The sequence below is a fragment of the Saccharothrix variisporea genome, assembly GCF_003634995.1.
Lineage (GTDB): Bacteria > Actinomycetota > Actinomycetes > Mycobacteriales > Pseudonocardiaceae > Actinosynnema > Actinosynnema variisporeum.
In genome coordinates this window covers 1944587-1966333 of sequence record NZ_RBXR01000001.1, presented here as the reverse complement: position 1 = coordinate 1966333, position 21747 = coordinate 1944587, and the positions used below count along the sequence as shown (strand labels likewise).

At 71.1% G+C, this 21747-nt stretch carries 24 protein-coding genes; 7 read left to right on the top strand and 17 right to left on the bottom strand.

Annotated elements, in window-relative coordinates:
• Window positions 1-3: 3 nt before the first annotated feature.
• From DFJ66_RS08375 to DFJ66_RS08365, 3 genes are all read right to left on the bottom strand, one after another.
• Window positions 4-819: a Rossmann-like domain-containing protein gene (locus DFJ66_RS08375; RefSeq protein WP_121219557.1), complete on the bottom strand. Its 816-nt coding sequence runs from the start codon at window positions 817-819 to the stop codon at window positions 4-6.
• Entirely contained in the window at window positions 816-2054 is a 1239-nt protein-coding gene (locus tag DFJ66_RS08370) for an ATP-grasp domain-containing protein (RefSeq protein WP_121219555.1), read from the bottom strand. The genes DFJ66_RS08375 and DFJ66_RS08370 overlap by 4 nt, the downstream gene beginning before the upstream one ends.
• Window positions 2055-2124: 70 nt before the next feature.
• Window positions 2125-2733, bottom strand: coding sequence for a hypothetical protein (locus tag DFJ66_RS08365; protein WP_121219553.1), 609 nt, complete (start codon window positions 2731-2733; stop codon window positions 2125-2127).
• 97 nt (window positions 2734-2830) lie between these two features.
• Between DFJ66_RS08365 and DFJ66_RS08360 the strand changes: the two genes are divergently transcribed.
• Genes DFJ66_RS08360 through DFJ66_RS08350 form a run of 3 tightly spaced genes read left to right on the top strand, consistent with a single transcriptional unit; the run spans window position 2831 to window position 4921 of the window.
• Window positions 2831-3988: a low temperature requirement protein A gene (locus DFJ66_RS08360; RefSeq protein ID WP_121219551.1), complete on the top strand. Its 1158-nt coding sequence runs from the start codon at window positions 2831-2833 to the stop codon at window positions 3986-3988.
• A gap of 13 nt (window positions 3989-4001) precedes the next feature.
• Complete coding sequence (locus tag DFJ66_RS08355; protein WP_121219549.1) at window positions 4002-4505, top strand: hypothetical protein; 504 nt, start codon at window positions 4002-4004, stop codon at window positions 4503-4505.
• A gap of 29 nt (window positions 4506-4534) precedes the next feature.
• Complete coding sequence (locus DFJ66_RS08350; RefSeq protein WP_121219547.1) at window positions 4535-4921, top strand: VOC family protein; 387 nt, start codon at window positions 4535-4537, stop codon at window positions 4919-4921.
• A gap of 362 nt (window positions 4922-5283) precedes the next feature.
• On the opposite strand, the gene DFJ66_RS08345 is transcribed toward DFJ66_RS08350, so the two are convergent.
• Window positions 5284-6783: an LVIVD repeat-containing protein gene (locus tag DFJ66_RS08345; RefSeq protein WP_170199207.1), complete on the bottom strand. Its 1500-nt coding sequence runs from the start codon at window positions 6781-6783 to the stop codon at window positions 5284-5286.
• A 149-nt stretch (window positions 6784-6932) separates the two neighbouring features.
• On the opposite strand from DFJ66_RS08345, the gene DFJ66_RS08340 reads away from it, so the two are divergent.
• On the top strand, window positions 6933-7556 hold the full coding sequence (locus tag DFJ66_RS08340; protein ID WP_121230852.1) for a DUF305 domain-containing protein: 624 nt from the start codon (window positions 6933-6935) through the stop codon (window positions 7554-7556).
• Here DFJ66_RS08340 and DFJ66_RS08335 read toward each other — a convergent pair.
• Entirely contained in the window at window positions 7543-7860 is a 318-nt protein-coding gene (locus tag DFJ66_RS08335; RefSeq protein WP_121219545.1) for an antibiotic biosynthesis monooxygenase family protein, read from the bottom strand. The genes DFJ66_RS08340 and DFJ66_RS08335 overlap by 14 nt on opposite strands.
• Window positions 7861-7942: 82 nt before the next feature.
• Between DFJ66_RS08335 and DFJ66_RS08330 the strand changes: the two genes are divergently transcribed.
• Entirely contained in the window at window positions 7943-8533 is a 591-nt protein-coding gene (locus DFJ66_RS08330; protein ID WP_121219543.1) for a TetR/AcrR family transcriptional regulator, read from the top strand.
• A gap of 24 nt (window positions 8534-8557) precedes the next feature.
• Here the strand turns inward: DFJ66_RS08330 and DFJ66_RS08325 are convergent, their stop codons facing one another.
• From DFJ66_RS08325 to uraH, 10 genes are all read right to left on the bottom strand, one after another.
• The gene (locus DFJ66_RS08325) at window positions 8558-9100 is read right to left on the bottom strand and encodes an EF-hand domain-containing protein (protein ID WP_121219541.1); all 543 of its coding nucleotides are present in this window, start codon (window positions 9098-9100) and stop codon (window positions 8558-8560) included.
• A 126-nt stretch (window positions 9101-9226) separates the two neighbouring features.
• Window positions 9227-9601 (bottom strand): allophanate hydrolase-related protein, encoded by a 375-nt coding sequence (locus DFJ66_RS08320; protein WP_121230850.1) that lies wholly within the window; start codon window positions 9599-9601, stop codon window positions 9227-9229.
• Entirely contained in the window at window positions 9510-10568 is a 1059-nt protein-coding gene (locus DFJ66_RS08315; protein WP_121219539.1) for an XdhC family protein, read from the bottom strand. The genes DFJ66_RS08320 and DFJ66_RS08315 overlap by 92 nt, the downstream gene beginning before the upstream one ends.
• Before the next feature lie 13 nt (window positions 10569-10581).
• Window positions 10582-12006, bottom strand: a complete 1425-nt coding sequence (locus DFJ66_RS08310) for an NCS2 family permease (RefSeq protein WP_121219537.1) — start codon at window positions 12004-12006, stop codon at window positions 10582-10584.
• Between the two features lie 134 nt (window positions 12007-12140).
• Window positions 12141-12623 (bottom strand): nucleoside deaminase, encoded by a 483-nt coding sequence (locus DFJ66_RS08305; RefSeq protein ID WP_121219535.1) that lies wholly within the window; start codon window positions 12621-12623, stop codon window positions 12141-12143.
• Between the two features lie 19 nt (window positions 12624-12642).
• Window positions 12643-14859 (bottom strand): molybdopterin cofactor-binding domain-containing protein, encoded by a 2217-nt coding sequence (locus DFJ66_RS08300; RefSeq protein WP_121219533.1) that lies wholly within the window; start codon window positions 14857-14859, stop codon window positions 12643-12645.
• Window positions 14856-16211 (bottom strand): 8-oxoguanine deaminase, encoded by a 1356-nt coding sequence (locus DFJ66_RS08295; RefSeq protein ID WP_121219531.1) that lies wholly within the window; start codon window positions 16209-16211, stop codon window positions 14856-14858. Before DFJ66_RS08295 ends, DFJ66_RS08300 begins: the two co-directional genes overlap by 4 nt.
• Window positions 16208-16678, bottom strand: a complete 471-nt coding sequence (locus tag DFJ66_RS08290) for a (2Fe-2S)-binding protein (protein ID WP_121219529.1) — start codon at window positions 16676-16678, stop codon at window positions 16208-16210. The genes DFJ66_RS08295 and DFJ66_RS08290 overlap by 4 nt, the downstream gene beginning before the upstream one ends.
• A gap of 4 nt (window positions 16679-16682) precedes the next feature.
• The gene (locus DFJ66_RS08285; protein WP_121219527.1) at window positions 16683-17555 is read right to left on the bottom strand and encodes an FAD binding domain-containing protein; all 873 of its coding nucleotides are present in this window, start codon (window positions 17553-17555) and stop codon (window positions 16683-16685) included.
• Complete coding sequence (gene uraH, locus DFJ66_RS08280; RefSeq protein WP_211351026.1) at window positions 17555-17863, bottom strand: hydroxyisourate hydrolase; 309 nt, start codon at window positions 17861-17863, stop codon at window positions 17555-17557. Before uraH ends, DFJ66_RS08285 begins: the two co-directional genes overlap by 1 nt.
• A gap of 150 nt (window positions 17864-18013) precedes the next feature.
• Here uraH and DFJ66_RS08275 point away from each other — a divergent pair, with 150 nt between their 5' ends.
• Both DFJ66_RS08275 and DFJ66_RS08270 read left to right on the top strand, forming a co-directional pair.
• A complete protein-coding gene (locus DFJ66_RS08275) occupies window positions 18014-19495 on the top strand; it encodes a PucR family transcriptional regulator (RefSeq protein WP_121230848.1) in 1482 nt (493 codons plus the stop codon).
• A gap of 10 nt (window positions 19496-19505) precedes the next feature.
• Complete coding sequence (locus tag DFJ66_RS08270) at window positions 19506-19886, top strand: hypothetical protein (RefSeq protein WP_121219523.1); 381 nt, start codon at window positions 19506-19508, stop codon at window positions 19884-19886.
• Window positions 19887-19969: 83 nt separating this feature from the next.
• Here the strand turns inward: DFJ66_RS08270 and DFJ66_RS08265 are convergent, their stop codons facing one another.
• On the bottom strand, window positions 19970-20323 hold the full coding sequence (locus tag DFJ66_RS08265) for an Imm1 family immunity protein (RefSeq protein ID WP_121219521.1): 354 nt from the start codon (window positions 20321-20323) through the stop codon (window positions 19970-19972).
• A gap of 2 nt (window positions 20324-20325) precedes the next feature.
• Window positions 20326-21738 carry a DUF1996 domain-containing protein gene (locus DFJ66_RS08260; RefSeq protein ID WP_121219519.1) on the bottom strand — a complete coding sequence of 471 codons (1413 nt, stop codon included), beginning with the start codon at window positions 21736-21738 and terminating at the stop codon, window positions 20326-20328.
• Window positions 21739-21747 lie beyond the last annotated feature (9 nt).

The following is a 21747-nucleotide window of genomic DNA, read 5'->3' as shown; positions in this document are numbered from 1 at the left end:
GGGTCACGGTTCCCGGTAGTGGAACAGGGTGGACGGGCCGCCGTGCAGCCAGAAGAACGGGTAGGGCTCCGCCGAGACGGCCCGCACGCCCGAACCGAGGAACCAGGGCGCGATGGCGCTGGCGGTCTGGGCGAACAGGGTCACGGGCGCGCCGGTGGCCAGCAGCGGCTCGAAGGTGCCGTTGCCCAGGGTCATGCCCGAGGCCAGCACCAGGTCGAAGTCGGTGTCCCGGAAGTCGGTGACGATCGGCTCGTCCCACTCCGTCCGGCCGCCCTTGAGGTCGCACGGCACGTACGGGACGCCCCTGGCGCGCAGGTGGTGCAGCAGCGAGTTCACCACGCCGACGACGAGCACCCGCTGTCCCGGCCGGGCGTCGAGCAGGTCGACCACCGCCTCGGCGCGGTCCATCGACTTGGTCAGCGAGTCGCCCGCGCCGATCCGCACCACCTCCGCCTGGGACGTCTCGTGCGGGTGGGCGTGCATGAGGTAGGCGTCGAGGGTCGCCGTGCGGACGGCCGCGTGCGGGTGGTCGAGCAGGTCGGCGACGGAGGCCCCGGCGCAGTCGGCCACGTCCGGCTCGTCATCGGGCTCGACCGCGCACGAGCCCACCGCCTCGCCGACCCGCAGGCTGACGACGGTGTTGCGGTAGGACCGGCCGCGACCGGCGTGCCGGGCACCCTGGCGGGTGGTGAAGGCGACGCTGACCGCGCAGCCCGCCGGGTCGGGTCCGAGCCGGCCGAGGCGGACCCGGTGGACGAGGTCGGCAGTGGTGCGCCGGCCGGTTGGCTCCGGTTCGCGGCCGTCGGCGGGCGGGGTCACCGGGCGTCCTCGGCGTAGCGGACCTCCATCCCCGCGACGGCCTGCTCCGCGCGGGCACGGGCGTCGTGGTCGGGCGAGGTGGTCATGACGTGGCCGAGGTAGGTGTTGTTGCTGGTGGGCTCGCCCGCGCGGTGCCCGGCGGGCTTGGCCGACCAGTCCACGACGTCGGGGTGGTCCGGCGCGTCGATGCCGGCCACGACCCCCGCGCGCGGCGGCAGCAGGAAGGAGATCGCGGCGCTGCGGACACCGGTCGTGCGGGGGCGCAGGTCGGGTTGCTCGCCCACGGCGAGCTGGGCGAACACGGCGGGCAGGTCGATGCCCGTGACGCGGCGGACCAGTTCGGTGATCTGGTTGCCCGCCGGACGCGGGTTGACCTCGATCAGCTTGGGGCCGTCGGCGGTCAGCTTGACCTCGGTGTGCGCGACGGAGTCGTCCAGCCCGAGCGCTTCGATCGCGGCCTTCGCGGTGTCGATCGCTTGGCGCGTCCGGGTTTCATCGAGCGCGGCGGGGAACATGTGCCCGCTCTCCACGAACCACGGGTCCCCGGCGATGCTCTTGTCCGTCACGCCGATCACGTGGGTGGTGCCGCCGGTCGTGACGGTCTCCACGCTGACCTCCGGGCCGACCAACAGCTCCTCCAGCAGCACCGTGGGCACTCGCGGCTGGTTGCGGGCGTTGACCGGGAACGCCTCCAGCGCCAGGAACGCCTCCCGCAACCCGTTCTCGTCCCGGACCGCGCGAACGTGCATGCCCGCGCACAGGTCCACCGGCTTGACCACCAGCGGGTAGCCCAGGTCGGCGGCGGCCTTCGCGGTGGAGGGCCAGTCGTGCGCGAGCGCCCAGCGCGGTCCGGGGACGTCGGTGGTGGCCTGGCGGGTGAGGTCCTTGCGGTAGGCGCGTTCGACGGCGTCGGCGCGCGGGCCGGGCAGGCCGAGGTGGTTGGCGACCCGGGCGACGGTGGCGAGGTAGTAGTCGCAGGAGGAGATCACGCCGTCGAAGCGCAGCAGGGCGTGGGCCCGCTCCACGAAGGGCAGCAGGGTGTCCAGGTCGTTGGTCTCGGCGGTGAGCACGTTGTCCGCGGTGAGCAGCGGGTGCGGGTGGCTCGGGGCCGAGCGCAGGTAGTGGTGCAGGTCCCGGGTCAGGAACGTGAACCGGTGCCCCGACTCGCGGATCGCGCGCGGCAGCAGGGTGCTCATCGCACCCACCCAACTCTCGATCATCAGCAAGTGCGCCACGCGTGGTTCCTCCGACGACGGTCCTGCGGTCAGGTGATCATCGGGAATGGTAACCGTTATCAGTTTCAGGTCACGCCGCCGGGTGGGTGATCCGGGTCACTCGGCGCTCACGCAGCGCTCGGACCACGGGGAACACGACGACGGTGAGCAGCGACAGCGCGGGCACCGGGGTCCCCAGGACGAACTGGCCCAGTGCGTAGTCCGCCGCCGGTACCGCCAGGCAGGCCAGGAAGGCGCGGGCCGGGGCCGTGGGCGGCTTGCCGGGCTTGACCCACGGCGTGCGGCCGAACGGCTTGGCCACCGACAGCCACACCTGGAACGCCAGGGCTGACGCCATGAGCAGCGACCCGACGCGCATCAACGTGGGCGAGCCGCCCGGGTGCAGGTTGGGGCTGAGCACGAAGATGCCGGTGTAGAGCTGCGAGAACGTGACCGCGGTCTTGACCAGGACCCACCAGTGGCGGAAGAAGCCCCAGGGCGTCAGGCCGGCCAGCATCAGGCCGCTGAACGCCGAGGTCGTGGCCATGAACTGGAGCACCTGGACGTCGATCAGCAGGGCCACGTCGAACGCGGCCGGGTGGGTGAGGGCGTGGTCGACCACGACGAACAGCGCCAAGGCCATGCACATCCAGCCCGTGGACGTGACGACGTGCAACCACACCAACAACTTCCGCGCCATCACTGTCTCCTTATAGGTAGGGGTCTTACGTATAGCGAGCCTACCTATTGCGGTGGTCGGGTGTGCGGTTCGGCGGCGCGGTGTGCATGATCCCGGCATGACGAGGGCGTGGTACCGGCCGATGACGGCCCGGAGGTCCGACGAGGAGCACCGGGTCGCCACCCCGCTGGAGCTGTTGTTCGACCTGAGCTTCGTGGTCGCGGTCGCGTCCGCCGCCGCGAACCTGCACCACGCGCTGACCGAGGACCACATCGGGCACGGCGTGGCGGGCTACCTGTCGGTGTTCTTCGCGATCTGGTGGGCGTGGCTGAACTTCACGTGGTTCGCCTCCGCCTACGACACCGACGACGTCCCCTACCGCCTGACGACGTTGGTGCAGATCGCGGGCGTGCTGGTGGTGGCGGCGGGTGTGCCGCGGGCGTTCGACCGGGCCGACTTCACCGTCATCACGGTCGGGTACGTGATCATGCGGCTGGCCATGGTCACCCAGTGGCTGCGGGCGGCGAGGTCGGACCGGGAGCGGGCCGCGTCCGCCCGGCGGTACGCGCTGGGCATCACGCTCGTGCAGCTCGGGTGGGTGGCGCGGCTGTGGTTGCCGGACAGCGTGTTCTGGGTCGGGTTCCTGGTGCTGGTCCTGGCCGAGCTCGCCGTGCCGGTGTGGGCCGAGCGGGTCGAACGGACGACCTGGCACCCGCACCACATCACCGAGCGGTACGGGCTGTTCACGTTGATCGTGCTCGGCGAGTCCATCCTGGCCGCGACGGGCGCGATCGCGGAGGCGCTGGACGCGGGCCACTCGCAGACCGAGCTGATCTCACTGGCGGTGGCGGGCCTGGTGATCGTGTTCTCGCTGTGGTGGCTGTACTTCGACCACCCGGCGCAGGACCTGCTGATCACGCTGCGGTTCTCCCTGACGTGGGGGTACGGGCACTTCCTGATCTTCGCCTCGGTCGCGGCGGTGGGGGCGGGGCTGGAGGTGGCGGTCGACCACGACCTGCACGTGTCCCACCTGCCGGCGCCGGCGGCGGGGTTGGCGACCACGGTGCCGATCGCGGTGTTCCTGATGGTGGTGTGGTACATCCAGGTGTGCCCGACCCAGCGGGGCCTGATCACGTGGGCGTTCCCGGCGGCTGCTGTGCTGGCCCTGCTGTCGTCGTTGTCGCCGGCGCCGGTCCACGTGGTCGCGCTGGTCCTGGCGGCGCTGGTCGCGGTGCTGGTGGCCGTGGAACACAGGCACGAACCCAGCCGAGCTTGACATACTGCGCCGCATGGCCCTCCACCAGCAGCTCGCCCGCATCCCGGCGGCGGACTTGGCCACCTGCCGGACGTCGGTGGAGCGGCTCCACGAAGTGTGCTCGTTCGACCTGGCGCCGGAGCGCGACCACCTCGACATGGACTGGTGGCCGCAGGATCTCGTGACCATCTGGGCGCTGCTGGGCGTGCCGGACGGGCTGCGCCACGCCTTCGACGGCGACGACGAGGTCAACCCGGCCTACCGGGACCGCCCGGACTCGGTCTTCGTGCACCCCGTCACCGCGCTGGAGCCGCACCGGGTCGGGGAGGTGGCCGAGGCCTTGCGCGCGATCACCGTCGAAGCGGTGCGGGCGGTCGTGCCCGCCGACCGGCGGAGGGCTGCGGCGGTGCTGGGTGAGCACGTGAGCGACATCCGGGCGAGTCTCCCCGAGCTGTTCGCCGAGCAGCACGGGCTCCTGCGCGACTTCTACCTCGACGCCGCACGCCGTGGTCTGGCCGTGGTGCTGTGGTGGGATTGAGCCCCACGAACCACACCACAGGGGGAACGATGGTCCGCGAACTGCGCCTGGTCGTCACGGCCGACGACTACGACGAGGCACTCCGCTTCTACCGGGACGTCCTGGGCCTGCCCGAACGGGCCGCGTTCAGCTCGCCCGGCGGGCGGGTCACCATCCTGGAGGCCGGGCGCGCGACGCTGGAGATCACCGACCCGCCGCACGCCGAGTACATCGACCAGGTCGAGGTCGGGCGGCGGGTCGCCGGGCACATCCGGGTGGCCTTCGAGGTGGACGACTCCACCGCCACCACTCGGGAGCTCGAAGAGGCCGGCGCTACTGTGGTTGCCGAGCCCACCAGGACGCCTTGGAACTCTCTCAACTCCCGGCTTGACGCGCCTGCCGGGCTTCAGCTCACCCTCTTCACCGAGCTCGACTAGCTTCGAGAGGTTCGAGAGGTTCGAGAGGTTAAAAGCTTCGCTCTCAAGCGGACGCGCTGGCGCGCTCTCAAGATCAAAAGCGGGCTGGGGAGGCCGCCAGTGGGGGGTGAAGGGCGTCGGTTCCCCCACCGCATGGCCTGGCGGAGCCAACCACACTTCGCCGGGGTTGTCCAAAAAACTTTTGCTCGTTCCTCGCAAAACTTTTTCAGGACAACCCCGGCGAAGTGTGGTTGCCCTTCGGGCAGGCCATACGGTGGGGGAACCGAGGCCCTCCACTGTGGTGCGACCACAGCGCGCTGCGCGCGCCGGAAAGCGCGGGGGCCTGCCCGCTTGCGGACAGGCCCCCTTGGTGACTTTGGTGACTACCGGGGGAACAGTTCCCGGTAGTGGCCCTGGGTCTGGACGTTCAGCTCATCCACGCGGATCAGCTTCGCCGTGGCCGTCCGCGGGTCGCGGATGTCCAGGACGTCGAAGCCCTTGGCGATGTCGGACGAGTAGATGTAGCCGTTGTAGTAGTACGTCGACCACGCGCCACCGCCCTTGCCGTCGGGGAGCGGGCCGCGTTCGAACCAGCCGATCTCCTTCGGGTTGCGGGAGTCGGTGAAGTCCCACACCGAGATGCCGCCCTGGTACCACGCCTGCACCATGATGTCGCGGCCCTGGACGGGGATCAGCGAACCGTTGTGCGCCACGCAGTTCTCGGTGTCGGCCTGGGTCCGGGAGATCTTGTAGTACGACCGGAACTCCAGCTTGCGGCCGTCGCCCTGGCCGGTGATGTCGTAGATGCCGTCGGCGCCGCGCAGGGGACCGATCTTCGGGTTGCAGGTGGCCGCGCCGCCGCCGCCGAGCTCGTCGGTGAAGACGACCTTGGTGCCGGTGTTGTTGAACGTGGCCGAGTGCCAGAACGCGAAGTTCACGTTGTCCTGCACGCGGTTGATCTCGCGCGGGTTCTCGCGGTCGGAGATGTCCCACAGCACGCCGTCACCCATGCACGCGCCCGCGGCGAGGTCCTTGGACGGGTACACGGTGATGTCGTGGCAGCCCGAGGTCGCGCGCACGTAGCCGGTGTCGACGTCGCCGTCGCGGCCCGGGTTGCCGCCGTCGGGGAACACCACGCGCTCGGCCAGCAGGCTCGCCGAGGCCGGGTCCTTCAGCGGGACCTTGACGATGGAGATCAGGTCGTGCGGCGGCTGGCAGTCCGGGAAGGTCGCGTTGGGCGAGTAGGACGAGACGTACAGGTAGACGTCCTTGCCCTTCTTGTCCGGCACCAGTGTGTGGGTGTGCGAGCCGCACTTGGTCTCGACCGCGGCGACGTACTTCGGGTTGCGCTTGTCGCTGATGTCGAAGACCTTGATGCCCTCCCACGACTCCTTGATCGTGGCCGGCTGCGGCTTGCTGTTGCAGGAGTTGTCGGTGCGCGACGAGTCGGTGGACAGGAAGAGCAGGTTCCCGTGCACCGAGATGTCGTTCTGCGAGCCCGGGCACAGCACGGTGCTCACGATCGACGGCTTGTGCGGGTTGCGGATGTCGTAGATGACGAAGCCGTCGTAGTTGCCGTCGAACGCGTAGCCGTCCTGGAAGGCCAGGTCCGACCACGTCGACGACTCGGTGAACGGGGCCGGCTTCGGCAGGTTCGCCAGGTGCTTGATGTTGCGGGTGTGGCGGATCTCGTCGACACCCGGGATTTCACTGCCCGTCTGGGCGGGCTCGGACAGCTGGGCCTCCGACAGCCCGGCTACGTCCGCGTCCACCTCGGGCGCGGCCAGCGCCTGCGGGCCGAGCACGAGTGACGTGGCGGCCAGCGCCAGCGCCCCCAGGGCCGCGCCGGCCTTGCGGCGGCGGGCCGAATCGCGTGCGTTCACTTCAGGTCTCCCCTTCCAACCTGTAGCAGGGACCGCAGTATTGCCGTTTGCAACGCTAACCACCAGCCCCATTAGTCGGTAAGGAGCACACTTCCGGCAGGTGGGACGGGCGGGTACGTTGTCGCCGAGTCGAGGGGGTCGTGGAACAGATGCGGATGTTGTTCGTGGTGGCGGTGGTGGCGTTCCTGGCCGCCTGCACCGCGCGGGAGTCGGACGCGCCGAACGTGATCGTGCCGGGCGGGCCCGGTGAGCAGGCGCAGACGCTCGCGCCCGAGGACGTCGGCACCGACCGGTGGGTGGCGCCCAACGAGGCGGACCTGAAGTACGTCGTCGGCATGATCGGCCACCACCGGCAGGCGCTGGAGATGGCCGCGCTGGCGCCCGAGCGCGCGCAGAACGAGACGGTGAAGGCGCTGGCCTCGCGCATCTACGACACCCAAGGCCCCGAGATCGGTGCGATGGAGCAGTGGCAGCGCCAGTTCGGCGAGAAGGCCCCCGCGCACGGCCACTCCGGCAAGATGCCCGAGGTCGACCACAAGTCCATGCCGGGCATGGCGACCGACGAGCAGCTGGCCGCGCTCAAGGCCGCCCGCGGCGCGGACTTCGACCGGCTGTTCCTGCAGTTGATGATCGCCCACCACGAGGGCGCGCTGAAGATGGCCCTGGACCTGTTGTCCACGGGCTCGGACGCCCGCGTGGAGGAGATGGCGAACGACGTGATGGTGTCTCAACAGGACGAGATCAACACCATGAAGGCCATCAAGATTCCGTGAGCACCAGGTCTTCGCTGGGCTGAAATGTTTCCACGGCGTTGCCCGTCACGTGGCGGGCGATGCCGGCGTTGCGCCGGTGCGCCTCCTTGAAGGACGCCGACGCCACCCACGCCTTGAAGTCCTCCTCGGTGTCGAACTCGTTCACCGAGACGTAAGGCTGGTCGGGGCGGGTGGGGCGGAGCAGGGTGCTGCGGCGCAGGCCCGGCACGCCCGGCAGGAACGTGCGCATGTTGCTGCGGAAGTGCTCTTCGAACTCCTCCGCGCGCTCGGCGGGCACGAACAGGCGGTTGGTCGCCACGAACATCCGACACCTCCAGGTTCCCGACGCTGTGTAGGCAACTATTCCAACGGGGCGTCGGGAAAACAAGGGGGGTAGGCTCTGGCGCGTGCCCAGGATCAGCGCCGAGACCCTCGCGGAGCACCGCGCGAACCGGTTGCGGTCCCTGCTGGCCGCGGGCCGCGAGATCGTGGCGGAGGAAGGTCCGGACGCCCTGACGCTGGCCGCGCTGGCCCGCCGCGTCGGCCTGTCCCGGCCCTCGCTGTACGAGTACTTCAAGTCCCGCGAGGAACTGGTCGCGGCGATCGTGACCGACGAGCTGCCCGACCAGGCCCGGCGGCTGGCCGAGGCGGTGCACGCGGTGGACGGCGTGCCCGCGAAGGTCGAGGCCTACCTGCGGACCGTGCTGGAGATCATCGTCGACGGCAGCCACGGCGCGGTCGTGGCGCTGTCCGCGCACGCCCTGCCGGAGGAGTCCCGGCGCCGCATCCGCGCCGAGCACGAGAAGCTGCTGGCGCCCCTGGCGGGCGTGCTGCTGGAGGCCCGCGTGCCGCAGCCGGGGTTGCGGGCGCTGCTGATCCACGGGTCGGTGGAGGCGGCGGCGCGAACCCTGCGGCCCGGCGACGTGGCGCAGAGCGAGGCCGTGGTGGCGGCCCTGCTCGACCAGACCCTGCACGGCCTGCGGCCCCGGTCCTCTTGAGAGCACCGGGTGTGGGCCGGCGGGTCACTCGCCGAGCAGGTGCACGCCCTTCTCCGCCTCGTCCGTCGCGGTGAACAGGCCGCGGGTGTGGGTGATGAACTCGTCCAGGGTGAGGCGGCCGTCGCCGTCCAGGTCCATCTCGGCGAACGCGATCGCGGCGACCCGCGGGTCGGTGATGCCCGCGCCCCGGTAGAGGCGGCCGAACTCGGTCTCGTCCAGGCGCTCGTCGGCGTCGCGGTCGGCGATGGCGAAGGCCTCCTCGGCCGCGGTCTCCCACTTGGCGAGCAGACCGCTGGTGGTCAGGCGCCCGCTTTCGTGGGCCACGCGGAACTCGGCCCGGGTCACCACCCCGTCCTGGTCCACGTCCGCGCCGCGGATGTAGTCCCACACGCCCTGGTAGGCCCGCGTGAGCGCCCGGACCTCCGGCGAGGCGTCGTCCAGCCCGAACTCCCGGCCGATGCCGCGGGCCTTCACGGTGAAGTCGGCCCAGGTGATCTCGCTGTCGTCGTCGGTGTCGAAGGCGGTGAAGATGCGGAAGATGTTGTCCAGGCGCACCTGCTCGGACATGCCGATCCCCTTGTTCGGTGGGCTTTGCGCCGAGCGTAGGAGCGGTGCGTCCGGTGGGCGCGGTGAATCCGGGTGGAGTGGTTCACCCGATCCGGTCGGGTTGCGGACCGGGTCACCCCATCGTGGTCACCCCTTCCGGCCCAGGTAGGCGCGCCAGTCGCCCACCGCCGTGATGTCGGTCAGCTCCGCGCTGCCCAGGTACGCGTCGCGCAGCACGGTGGCCAGGGCGGCGCTGCCGTCGGCCAGTTCGACCACGCCGATCTCCAGCTCGGGCGGTTCGGCGGGGAGCAGGTGGTCGCGCAGCACGGTCAGCGGCAGGTCGTACAGCTCGCCGACGACGCTCCCGGTGCCCGACGCGTGCATCGCCGGGAACCGGTCGCCCACCGAGAAGTACCGGTACTTCGGCGCACTACGCGCGACACACAACAGGGGCGTGCCCTGCAACTGGTGGTGCAGCGGGCCGCCACGCATCCCGCCGCCGTTGAGGAAGATCAGGGCCATTCGGGTCCTCCTTGTGGATCGGGGTGTCGGTGGTCGTCAACGGCAGCCCGCCGCCACCGCGCCGCACCGCGATGATCTCGGCGGCGATGGACACGGCGGTCTCCTCGGGTGTCCGCGCGCCCAGGTCGAGGCCGATGGGGGAGCGCAGTCGCGCCAGCTCGGCCTCGGTCACGCCTTCCGCGCGCAGCCGCGCGAGTCGGTCGAGGTGGGTGCGCCGGGAACCCAGCGCGCCGACGAACCCGACCGGCAGCCGCAGCGCCTCTTTCAGCAGCGGCACGTCGAACTTCGGGTCGTGGGTCAGCACGCACACGGCGGTGTCCGGGTCCACCGGGGTCGAGGCGAGGTAGCGGTGCGGCCAGTCCACCACGACCTCGTCGGCGGCCGGGAACCGTTCGGGTGTCGCGAACACCGGCCGCGCGTCGCACACGGTCACGTGGTAGCCGAGGAGCTTACCCTGCCGTGCCAGGGCCGCCGCGTAGTCGATCGCGCCGAACACCAGCAACCTCGGTGCCGTTCCCCAGGATTCGACCAGCCGACCGTCCACGACGGACGAACGGCTAACCGCGTAGGACGGGAACGCCACCTCGCAGGAGCCGGTCTCCAACGACCGTGTCAACACCACCGGGCGGCCGTCGAGTGACGCTTGAAGCGCTGAACGGATCTCCGGTGTCACGACCTGGACGAACACCTCCAGCTCGCCGCCGCACGTCAACCCCACGGCGAAGGCGTCCTCCGCCGAGTACCCGAAGCGCGCGAGCTGGGGCGTGCCGGTCTCCAGCACGGACAGCGCCAGCTCGTACACCGCGCCCTCCACGCACCCGCCGGACACGCTGCCCACGACCCGCCCGTCCGGGTGGACCGCCAGCGCCGCACCGACCTCGCGGGGCGCGCTGCCCCGCACGGCCACCACGGACGCCACGGCGAACGGACCCTCCCAGTCCGCCACGTCGGAAGCCAGCTCGCGCACTCCGGGACCTCCTCTAGTGCAGGACCGCGGTCACGCCCTCGACCCCGAAGTACAGGACGAACAGCGCCGCGATCACCGTCATCAGCCAGCCGACGGACCGCCACTGGCCCTTGCAGATCTTGATCACCACGTAGGACACGAGCCCCGCGCCGATGCCGTTGGTGATCGAGTAGGTGAACGGGATGACCGCCACCGTCAGGAACACCGGGATCGTGTAATCGGTGTCGTGCCACGGGATCCGGCGGCACTGGGCCATCATCAGCCCGCCGATCACGACCAGCGCGGGGGCGGCGGCCTGCGCCGGCACCACCGCGGCCAGCGGCGTGAACAGCAGCGTCGCCGCCAGCAACCCGCCGGTCACCACGCTGGCCAGCCCGGTCCGCGCGCCCTCGCCCACGCCCGCCGCCGACTCCAGGAACACCGTGTTCGGCGACGACCCGGTCACCCCGCCCGCCACCGCGCCCGCGCCGTCGACCAGCAGGATCCGGCCCATGCCCTGGACCTTGCCGTCCCGGGTCAGCCCGGCCTCGTCGGAGACGGAGGTGATGGTGCCCATCGCGTCGAAGAACCCGGACAGCACCAGCGTGAACAGGAACACCGTCGCCGTGATCACCCCTGCCGAGACGAACCCGCCGAACAGGTCCACCCGCCCGAACAGCCCGAAGTCGGGGGCGGCGACGACGCTGTCCGGCAGGTTCGGCGTGACCAGCCCCCAGCCCTCGACGTCGAACACCGCGTTCACCCCGATGGCCGCCAGGGTCGCCACCGCGATGCTGATCAGCACCGCCCCCGGCACACCCCGGGCCATCAGCACGATCATCAGCAGCAGACCCAGGCAGAAGATCGCGATCGGCCAGCCGCTCAGGTGCCCGTCGAGGCCCATGCGGACCGGGACGGTGGAGTGCGCCGCGTCCGGCGTGCGGGTGACGAACCCGGCGCTGACCAGGCCGACCAGGGCGATGTAGAGGCCGATGCCGACCGTGATGGCGGTCTTCAGCGGCCCCGGGATGGCGTTGATGATCTTCTCGCGGACGCCGGAGGCGGCCATCACCACGATGCACAGGCCTTCGAGCACGACCAGGCCGAACGCCTGCGCCCACGTCATCGCGGGCGCCATCTGGAACGCCACGACCCCGTTCACGCCGAGGCCGGCGGCCAGGGCGAGCGGTGCGTTGCCGACCAGTCCCATCAGGATGGTCATGACGCCCGCGGCCAGCGCGGTCGCGGTGGTGAGCTGCTCGGTGGTCAGGCGCGCGCCGGTGATGTCGGCCGACGCGCCCAGGATGAGCGGGTTGAGCAATACGATGTACGACATCGCCACGAACGTGGTGATACCGCCGCGCACTTCGCGACCTATGGTGCTGCCGCGCTCGGTTATGCGGAAGAACCGGTCGAGCTGTGTGGAACGCGTGGGTACGTCATCCCTGAGCTGGGTCATGACGATCCTTTCCCATGCCGGTGGGCGCGTTCGGTGGGGCGAGGCCGGCAAGCATGGCCCCACCGAACGCGTTTGAAAGAGATTTCGTGCTCCGGTCAGCACTCGACGGCTTGTGGCCGCTCCGGGTTGAGCGTCTAGTAGTCGACGCGGTCGGATCGGGACAGCCAGGCCGTGAACGGCGCGTTGTCCTCGCCCGTGGAGATCTGGTGCACCGGCAGGCTCCACAGCTCGCGGGGCTTGCCGAACAGCTCGTAGAACTCGCGGTCGTCGAAGCCGGCCGCGGCGGCGTCGTGCCGGTCGGCGGCGTAGACGACCCGGTCCACCCGCGCCCACAGCGCGGCGGACAGGCACAGCGGGCACGGCTCGCAGGACGACACCAGCACGCAGCCGGTGAGCCTGAAGTCCCCGATGGCCTGGCAGGCGGCGCGGATCGCCACCACCTCGGCGTGCGCGGTCGGGTCCAGCGTCGGGGTGACCTGGTTGGTGCCGGTGGCGATCACCTGCCCGTCCCGGATGATCACCGCGCCGAACGGCCCGCCGCCCGCGGCGACGTTGCGGGTGGCCAGCTCGATCGACTCCCGCAGCCAGGCGTGGTCGGGCGAAACAGACGTGGTCATTGTGCGAAGCTCCAAAAGCTCAGGTGTTGGTGATGTGCTCGGGGCGCACCGGAACACGGGTCAAAGCAAGGCCGGTGGCGTTGCGAATGGCGGCCACGATGGCGGGAGTCGAAGAGATCGTGGGCGGCTCGCCCACGCCGCGCACGCCGTAAGGGGCGTTCGGGTCGGCCAGTTCGAGCACGTCGATGCTCATGGGCGGCATGTCCAGCACGGTCGGGATCAGGTAATCGGTGAAGGACGGGTTCCGGACCTTGCCGTCCACGGTCTGGATCTCCTCCATGACCGCCAAGCCCAGGCCCTGCGCCGAACCGCCCTGGATCTGCCCCAGCACGGCCTGCGGGTTGAGCGCCTTGCCGACGTCCTGCGCGCAGTCCAGCTCGACCACCTTCACCAGGCCCAGCTCGACGTCCACGTCCACCACCGCCCGGTGCGCGGCGAAGCCGTACTGCACGTGGGCGTTGCCCTGCCCGGTCTCCGGGTCCAGCGGCTCGGTCGCCCGGTGCCGCCACTCGACCGTCTCGTCGATGACCTCGTCGCCCAGCAGTTCCACCAGGTCCGTCGTCGAGCGGCCGGCGGCGAGCTTGGCCAGCTTCTCCTTCACCGCCGCGCACGCCGCCCGCACCGCGCCACCGGTGACGTAGGTCTGGCGGGACGCCGAGGTGGAGCCGCCGTTGCCGATGCTGGTGTCCATCGGCAGGATCGTCACCCGCTCGACACCCAGCTCCGTGCGCACGATCTGCTGCATGATCGTCACCAGGCCTTGCCCGACCTCGCACGCGGCGGTGTGCGCCAGCGCGGCCGGTTCGCCGTTGATGACCTGCAACCGCACGCGGGCGGTGGAGTAGTCGTCGTAGCCCTCGGAGAAGCAGATGTTCTTGATCCCCACCGCGTACCCGACCCCGCGCACCACGCCCTCGCCGTGGGTGGTGTTCGAGACGCCACCGGGGAGGTTGCGCAGGTCCCGATCGGAAGGAGGCGGCAGTGGCTTGTCCTTGACCAGCTTGAGCAGTTGCGCCACGGGTGCGGCGGAGTCGACCACCTGGCCGGTCGGCATGACCGACCCCTCGGTCATCGCGTTGACGATCCGCACGTCCACCGGGTCCATGCCCAGCGCCTCGGCCAGCTTGTCCATCTGAGACTCATAGGCGAACCCGGCCTGCACCGCGCCGAAACCGCGCATCGCGCCGCACGGCGGGTTGTTGGTGTAGACGCCCCAGGCGTCGACGTGCACGTTGTCCACCTCGTACGGCCCGATGCCGAGCGTGGCCGCGTTGGCGACGACCGCGGGCGTGCTGGACGCGTAAGCACCGCCGTCGAGGTACATCTTGGCCTTGACGTACACGAGCTTGCCGGTCCGGTCGGCCCCGTGCTCGTAGTACAACACCGCTGGGTGCCGGTGCACGTGCCCGTAGAAGGACTCCTCGCGGTTGTAGACCATCTTGGTCGGCTTGCCGGTGTGCAGCGCCAGCAGGCACGCGTGCACCTGCATCGACAGGTCCTCGCGCCCGCCGAACGCCCCACCCACACCGGACAGCGTCGGCCGCACCTTCTCCAGCGGCATCCCCAGCGCCGCCGCCACCTGCCCCTGGTCGACGTGCAGCCACTGGGTGGCGATGTAGAGGTCCACCCCGCCGTCCTCGGCGGGCACCGCCAGCCCGGACTCCGGACCCAGGAAGGCCTGGTCCTGCATGCCGACCTCGTACCGGCCGGTCACCACGACGTCGGCCTTCGCGTTCGGGTCGCCCCGGCGGATCGGTACGTGCCGAACGAGGTTGCCGCCAGGGTGCAGGGGCGTGTCGTCGATCGCGGTCTCCATGTCCACGACCGGCGTCAGCACCTCGTACTCGACCTTGATGCGCTTCATGGCGCGCAACGCGGTCTCCGGGTGGTCCGCGCCCACGAGCGCCACCGGCTCGCCTTGGTAGCGCACGACGTCCTCTGCGAGCACGGGCTGGTCCTTGTGCTCCAAGCCGTACAGGTTGCGCCCGGGTACGTCCTTGTGCGTCAGCACCGCGTACACGCCGGGCACCTTGAGCGCCTCGGTCAGGTCGATCGAGAGGATCTTCGCGTACGGGTGCGGGCTGCGCAGGGTCGCGCCCCAGATCATGTCCTCGTGCCACAGGTCCGAGGCGTAGGCGAACTCGCCGCGCACCTTGAGGTTGCCGTCCGGGCGCTGCGGGCTGGAGCCGATGCCACCGGACACCGAGGACGTCAGTTCAGCGGGCGTGAGGCTCATCGGGTCACCTTCAGTCGTGCGCTCGCGGCACGCAGGTCGCGTGCGAGGTCGGATTCGGATGCGGTGCGCAGCTCGCCGTCGTCCACGACCACCCGGCCGCCCACCAGCAGCAGCTTCAACCGCGGCAGGGGCCCCAGGACCAGCGCGGCCACCGGGTCGTCGATGCCCGCGTGGTCGAGGCCGTCCAGCCGCCACACGGCCAGGTCCGCGAGCTTGCCCGGCTCGATCGAGCCGATCTCGTCGGCCCGGCCCAGGCACCGCGCGCCACCCATCGTGCCCAGCCACAGGGCTTCACGGACGTCCAGCGCCTTCGGGCCACCGCGCTGCCGGGCCTGCAACACGGCCTGGTGCAGCTCCTCGACCATCCCGCAGGACTCGTTGGACGCGGCCCCGTCCACGCCCAAGCCCACCGGCGCGCCCGCGTCGAGCAGGTCGCGGACGGGGGCGATGCCCGTGCCCAGGCGGCCGTTGGACGTGGGGCAGTGGGCGGAACCCGTGCTGGTGGCGCCGAGCTTCTTCACCGCGTCCGGCGAGAGGTGCACGGTGTGGGCCAGCCACACGTCGTCGCCCAGCCAGCCGACGCGTTCGGCGTACTCGGTGGGGGAGCAGCCGAACTCGGCCTGGCACTGGTCCTCCTCGTCCAGCGTCTCGGCCAGGTGGGTGTGCAGGCGGACGCCCTTGCGGCGGGCCAGTTCCGCCGCGCCGGTCATCAGCTCCTGGCTCACCGAGAACGGCGAGCACGGGCCGACCGCGACCTTGACCAGGGCGTCCGGGGACGGGTCGTGGTGGTCGTCGATCGCCTGCTCGGTGGCGACCAACGCGGCTTCGGTCTCCTCGACCAGGTTGTCCGGCGGGAGGCCGCCGTGGGACTCGCCACGGTCCATCGAGCCGCGGATGGCGTGCAGGCGGATGCCGATCTTGCGACCGGCTCCGACCAGGGCCTCGAACTGGTCGCCGCCCTCGCGCGGGAACACGTAGTGGTGGTCGGCGGCGGTCGTGCAGCCGGTCAGGGCGAGCTTGGCCAGGCCCGCCGACGCCGCCGCGTGCGTGACCTCCGCGTCCAGCCCGCGCCACACCGGGTACAGCGTGGTCAGCCACTCGAACAGGGTCGCGTCCTGCGCGTAGCCGCGGGTGGCCCACTGGTAGAGGTGGTGGTGGGTGTTGACCAGGCCGGGCGTGACCAGGCAGCCGCTGCCGTCGACCCAGGTGTGCGGTCCGGTCGGCTTCGGGGCCTGACCGGGGCCCACGGCGGTGATCCGGCCGTCCTCGAAGACCACGTGCCCGAAGGCGTGCTCGGTGCCGCGACCGTCCATGGTGGACACGGCCACGCCGTCGAGGATGGTCGGGGTCATCGCGCGCTCTTCTTTTGGGCAGCGAGCTTGACCGCGTCGAGGATCTTCTCGTAACCCGTGCAGCGGCACAGGTTCCCGGCCAGCGCCTCCCGGATCTCCGGGTCGGACGGCTGCGGCACCCGGTTGACCAGGTCGTGCGCGGCGACCACCAGACCGGGCGTGCAGAACCCGCACTGCACCGCGCCCGCCTCCACGAACGCCTCCTGCACCGGGTCCAACGCGTCGCCCTCGGCCAGGCCCTCGACCGTGCGCACCTCGCGGTCCTGCGCCTGACCGGCCGCCACGAGACACGAACACACCGGCACGCCGTCCAGGTACACCGTGCACGAGCCGCATTCGCCCTGCTCACAGGCGTTCTTCGACCCGGGCAGGCCCAGCCGCTCGCGCAGCACGTAGAGCAGGCTCTCGCCCTCCCAGACGTCGTCGGCCTGCCGCTGCTCGCCGTTGACCGTCACGTTCACGCGCATCGCCCTAGGCCGCCTTCCCGGTGTAGTCCTGCCACGCCCAGCCCAGCGTCCGGCGGGCCAGCACGGACAGTGCGTGCTTGCGGTACGCGGCCGAGCCGCGCACGTCGTCGATGGGGCTGGCCGCCTGCGCCACCAGCTCCCCGAACCGGCGTTTCACCGAGTCCAGCAGCGGCTTGGGCGACTCCCACTGGTCGGTCGCGGTCAGCTCGCCGGACAGGAACTCCTCCGCCTCGGTGGCCCGGCGCGGCGTCGGCGCGGCACTGCCCACGGCCGCGCCCACCCGCTGCTCCCCGGGGTGCAGCGCCACCGCGAACGAGCACACGGCGATCACCATCGCGTTGCGCGTGCCGACCTTCGAGAACTGCTGCGGCGCCCGGGTCGCGGGCACGTGAACGGCCGTGATCAGCTCGTCCGGCTCCAGCGCGTTGCGCTTGACGCCCAGGTAGAACTCGGTCGCCGGGATGAACCGCACCCCGCGCGCCGACGCCACCTCCACGGTCGCGCCCGCCGCCAGCAGCACCGGGTGCGTGTCGCCGGCCGGCGAGGCCGCGCCCAGGTTGCCGCCGACCGTGCCCCGGTTGCGGATCTGCGGGGAACCGACCGTGCGGGACGCCATCGCCAGGCCGGGCAGCGCGCCACCCAGCTCCTCGATGATCCGCACGTACGGCACGCCCGCGCCGATCCGGACCACGCCGTTCTCGGTGGAGTGCTCGCGCAGCTCGGGCACGCGGGTCAGGTCCAGCAGCGCGGCCGGGCGGCGGTGGTCGAAGTTCAGCTCCACCATCACGTCCGTGCCGCCCGCGATCGGCACGGCGTCGGGGCGCTGCGACTTGAGCGCCAGCGCCTCGGCGAGGGTGTCGGGTCGAAGGAAGTCCATCAGCTGCCTCGGTAGGTGGAGTACGCGAACGGGGACAACAGCAGGGGCACGTGGTGGTGCTCGCCGGGCTCGGTGACCCGGAAGGTCAACACCACCTCGGGGAAGAACGGGGCGAAGTCGCCGGTGTCGAACACCAGCCGGTAGACCCCCGCCCGGTCGCTGGGCCAGCCGGTGATCCGGCCGTCCTCGCCGGTGCGGGCTTGGGCCACCGTCTCGCCGTCGTGCTCCAGGCGCACCGCCAGGCCGACCGCCGGCCTGCCGCGCTGTGCGTCGAGCACGTGGGTGCTGATCGTCACTCGCCCTCCCATCGGTGTGTGAGCCAGTACACAGACCGGGCCGGCCGGTCGGCTACGGCCGCGGCGCATGAATCCCAGGCTCCTCCGGCGAGTGGTTTTGTGCTTTCCTACAAACACGATCGGACGAAGGTAAACCGCCCCGATGACGTGGAGGAGGCGATCGTGTTGCTGGTACGCAGCCTGCTGCGGATGCCGGAACTGCGACTGCGCCTCGTCGTCGGCGAGGAGTACCTGGACAGGCCCGTGACCAGGCTTTACGGCACCGAGCTGCCCGATCCGGCGCGGTACCTGTCCGGCGGTGAACTGGTCCTGTCCGGCCTGCTCTGGCACCGTTCGGCGACCGATTGCGAGACCTTCGTCGGCTCTTTGGCGCACGCCGGGGTGGCCGCGTTGGCGGCGAGCGATCCGGAGGCCCGTGAATTGCCGGCCGCCCTTGTCGAGGCCTGCCGGCGGCACGGGGTGCCGTTGTTGGAGGTTCCGATCGACCTGTCCTTCGCGACCATCACCGAGCGGGTCGTGCTGGAGCTGGCCGCCGAACGCGTCGGCGACGCGGGCGCGCAACTGGGCCGGCACCGGCGGCTGCTGACCGTCGTCGCGGACGGCGGCGGGCTGGGCGAGCTGGTGGCGGCGGGCGCGGCGGAACTGGACGCGCCGGTGCGGGTCCTGTCCACCACCGGGCACGTCGTGGCCGGCCCGGAGCTACCGGACGCGGCCGTGTTCGTGCGGGAGTTCCTCCAGGCCGACCGGCTGCCCCGGGTGGTGCGGCGGACGACGCTGCTGCCGGTGTCCGAGCGCGGCGGGTCGCGGGTGGCGACCTGGATCGTGGTCGTCGAGGGCGACCGGGCGCACGACGAGGTGGCCGCCGAGCTGGCCAGCCTGGTGGGGGTCGAGCGGACCCGGGTGGTGCAGGAGCGGCGCATCGAGAACCGGGCGGCCGGGCCGCTGCTGCGCGAGGTGCTGACCGGGTCGGGCGACCTGGGGCCGCGCCTGGCGGCGGTCGGGTGGGACGCGGCCGAGTTCCGGGTGGTCGTCGCGTCGAGCTCGGACGGGCGGGTGGAGCAGACGGCGGCGCTGCTGGAGGAGGTCTTGGCACCGGTCGCGCCGCACGCACTGGTGTCCGTGCACGGCGACGAGGTCTACGCGATCGCACCCTCGGGTCCGGGCTGGGCGGACGCCGTGCGCCGGGCGTTGCGGACCGTAGAGCCCGGGTTGGGGTCGGTGCGGGTGTTGGTCGGGATCTCCTCCGCCGTGGGGGCCGCCGGGTTGCGCGGGGCGGCGGAGGAGGCGTCGCACGCGCGGCGGCTGGGGGAGCGGCGGCCGGGCCGGACCTGCGTGGTGGCGGGCGAGGAGATCGCGCTGCACCAGCTGCTGCTGGCCGGGGTGCCGGAGGAGCTGCGCGGGTCGTTGCGGCGGCGGGTGCTGGGGCCGGTGCTGGACTACGACGCCGAGCACGGGTCGGACCTGGTGGGGACCCTGCGGGTGTTCCTGGACTGCTCCGGGTCGTGGACGACGGCGGCGGCGCGGCTGCACGTCCACGTGAACACCCTGCGCTACCGGGTGGGGCGGGTGGAGGAGTTGTTGGGCGTGGATCTGTCGGATTTCACGTCCCGGGTGGACCTGTACCTGGCGTTGCACGCGGGTTGATACTGGGCGCATGGCCTCCGCGCCGTGGGGCAATGTCGCCTTGTTCGCGGGCGTCGCACTCGCGCCGTCCGCGCTGTGCTGGGCCGTGCTCCACATCCCCCGGCTGGTCCGGCGGTTGCGTCGTGATCCGGTGGGGCCGCAGGGCCTTCCGATCGAGCAGTTGGCCGCCGACCTGAGGCGGGTGCACCGGGTGCTGGCGCTCATCCGGCCCGGCACGCCGTACGCCCGCCGCGCAGGGGTACGGCAGGCGTACGACGTCCTGTTGGCACAGGCCTGTGCGGCGGTCGGGGTGGTCCACCGGCTGGACGAGCTGCCCGAGGGCGTGGACCGGGACATCGAGCGGTTGCGCGTGGAGGAAGCGCTGCGGCAGGAAGGCCTGGCGATCCCGTGAGAACGGTTCGCGCTGGAACTGACCGCCTGTGAACGGGCCGCCCCCGTGGACCCCGCCGTTGGTCCGCCGGGGGCGGCCCGCCTTCACCGCACCTGCTGCCAGGGCACCCGCGTCGGGCGCTGGCCCGTCGCGAGGAACTCCTCGATCGCCACGGCCAGGTCGGCCACGGGGATCTCGCAGTGGGTGGGGAACCGCACCCCGGCGTAGCGGGGGCGCTGTCGGGGGCCTTCGCCGAGGCTGGCCCACGAGCCGGTGAACACGTCGGTGAACAGCATCGCCCCGCGGTCGCCGCGCACCCCGACCCACACCCGGTTGTCCGGGGTGTCGCGGTGCACGAGGGTCGCGTCCTCGGCGACGGAGAGCAGGTCCAGCAGGCGGCGGACGTCCTCGGTGCCGCGCACCTCGTCCACGCCGGTCCGGTGGTGTGCCTGGATCATGGTCACTCCTTGCACTTCTTGCCGCTGTTGATGCAGTCCACGACCCGGTTCATGAGCTCCTCGGACATCACGTTGGCGAAGTCGTCGTGGTCGGACAGCGGGTTGTGCTTCTCCTCGGGGAACGCGTCCACGGCGTACTGGCCGTTCTGCTGCACGTCCCGGGGGATGTTGTAGGTCAGGCTGATCCGCAGCTGCGGCACGGCCCGGAAACCCTTGGGGCACTTGCCGTTCTCGTTCGGGTAGACGATGTGGTCGCGGTGGTTGGCGCTGTCGGTGTTCTTGCCGTCCCAGCAGCTGGGGAAGTCGTGGATGCGCTTGACCTTGCTGCCCTGCGGGCACACCGGGTATTTGTCCAGCTGCACCTTGTCCTCGAAACCGGTGCAGGTCCAGGACTTGCGGGCGTTCTTCGGGCCGTTCTTGGTGACCTTGGCGTCGCCGTAGAGGACGCGCAGGAACTGCGGCATCGCGACGACCTTGCCGGTGGGGCTGCCGCGGAAGGTCAGGTCCACGACCTCGGGGCGCTGGATCTCGCCCTCGTTGCCGGGCAACTCGTTCTCGTCGCTCTTGCTCTTGCCGTCACCCTTCTCCGGCGCGTCGGCCTCGGCTTCCTTCTGCTGCTCGGCGACTTTGACGTCCTTGCTGTCGCCGTCCTTGACCGTGCACGGGGCCAGGCGCTGCAACCCGCGCGGCCGTTGCGCGACCCGGTCGATGGCCTCCACGATCCGGCCGATCGCCGCGGACCGCTTGTCCCGCAACGGTCCCAGGATCGCGTTGTTGACGAAGTTCGGGTCGTCGACGTTCGCGGCCTTCTTGAGCTTGTCGTTGGCCTCGGCGATCTGCTGCTTGAGCTGCTGGAGGTTGCGGTCGACCTCGGCGCGGGCCTGCTGGGGGACGTTGCGCAGCTTGCGCTTGACGTCCGGGCACTCGACCTCGGCGTCGGCGGGCTTGCCGGGTTCTTCCTCCTCGTTGTCGCGGTCGATGCGGACCACCGGCCAGAAGTAGGCGGACTTGTCGCCGTTCTTGCAGGTCGTGTCGGCGTCGAGCAGGCTCTCGTTGGTCGAGTCGGCGTCGGTGGACAGGTTGCCGACGTAGTCGTGCAGGTGCTGGGCGCCGTTGCGGACACCGGGCTGGGCGATGAAGTTGTCCGGGTTGAAGTGCCCGTTCTCGTTGCGCCCGCAGTCGACGGTGAAGGTGCCGTTGGTGGCGTCGCCTTCCGGCCTGGGCGCCTTGACGTTGCGCGCCTGCTTGGTGATGTCGACGAACAGGGACTTGTCGGCCCCGTCCGCCTGGGCGGTGCCCTGGTCTCCGGTGGTGGAGATCGCGACCGCCAGGCCGATCGTGAGCGCCAGCCCGGCGGCCCCGGCTGTGAGCTTGGTGCGCCGCGAGAAGCGGTGCCGCCCCTGGTTTCGCGTCATGGATGTGTC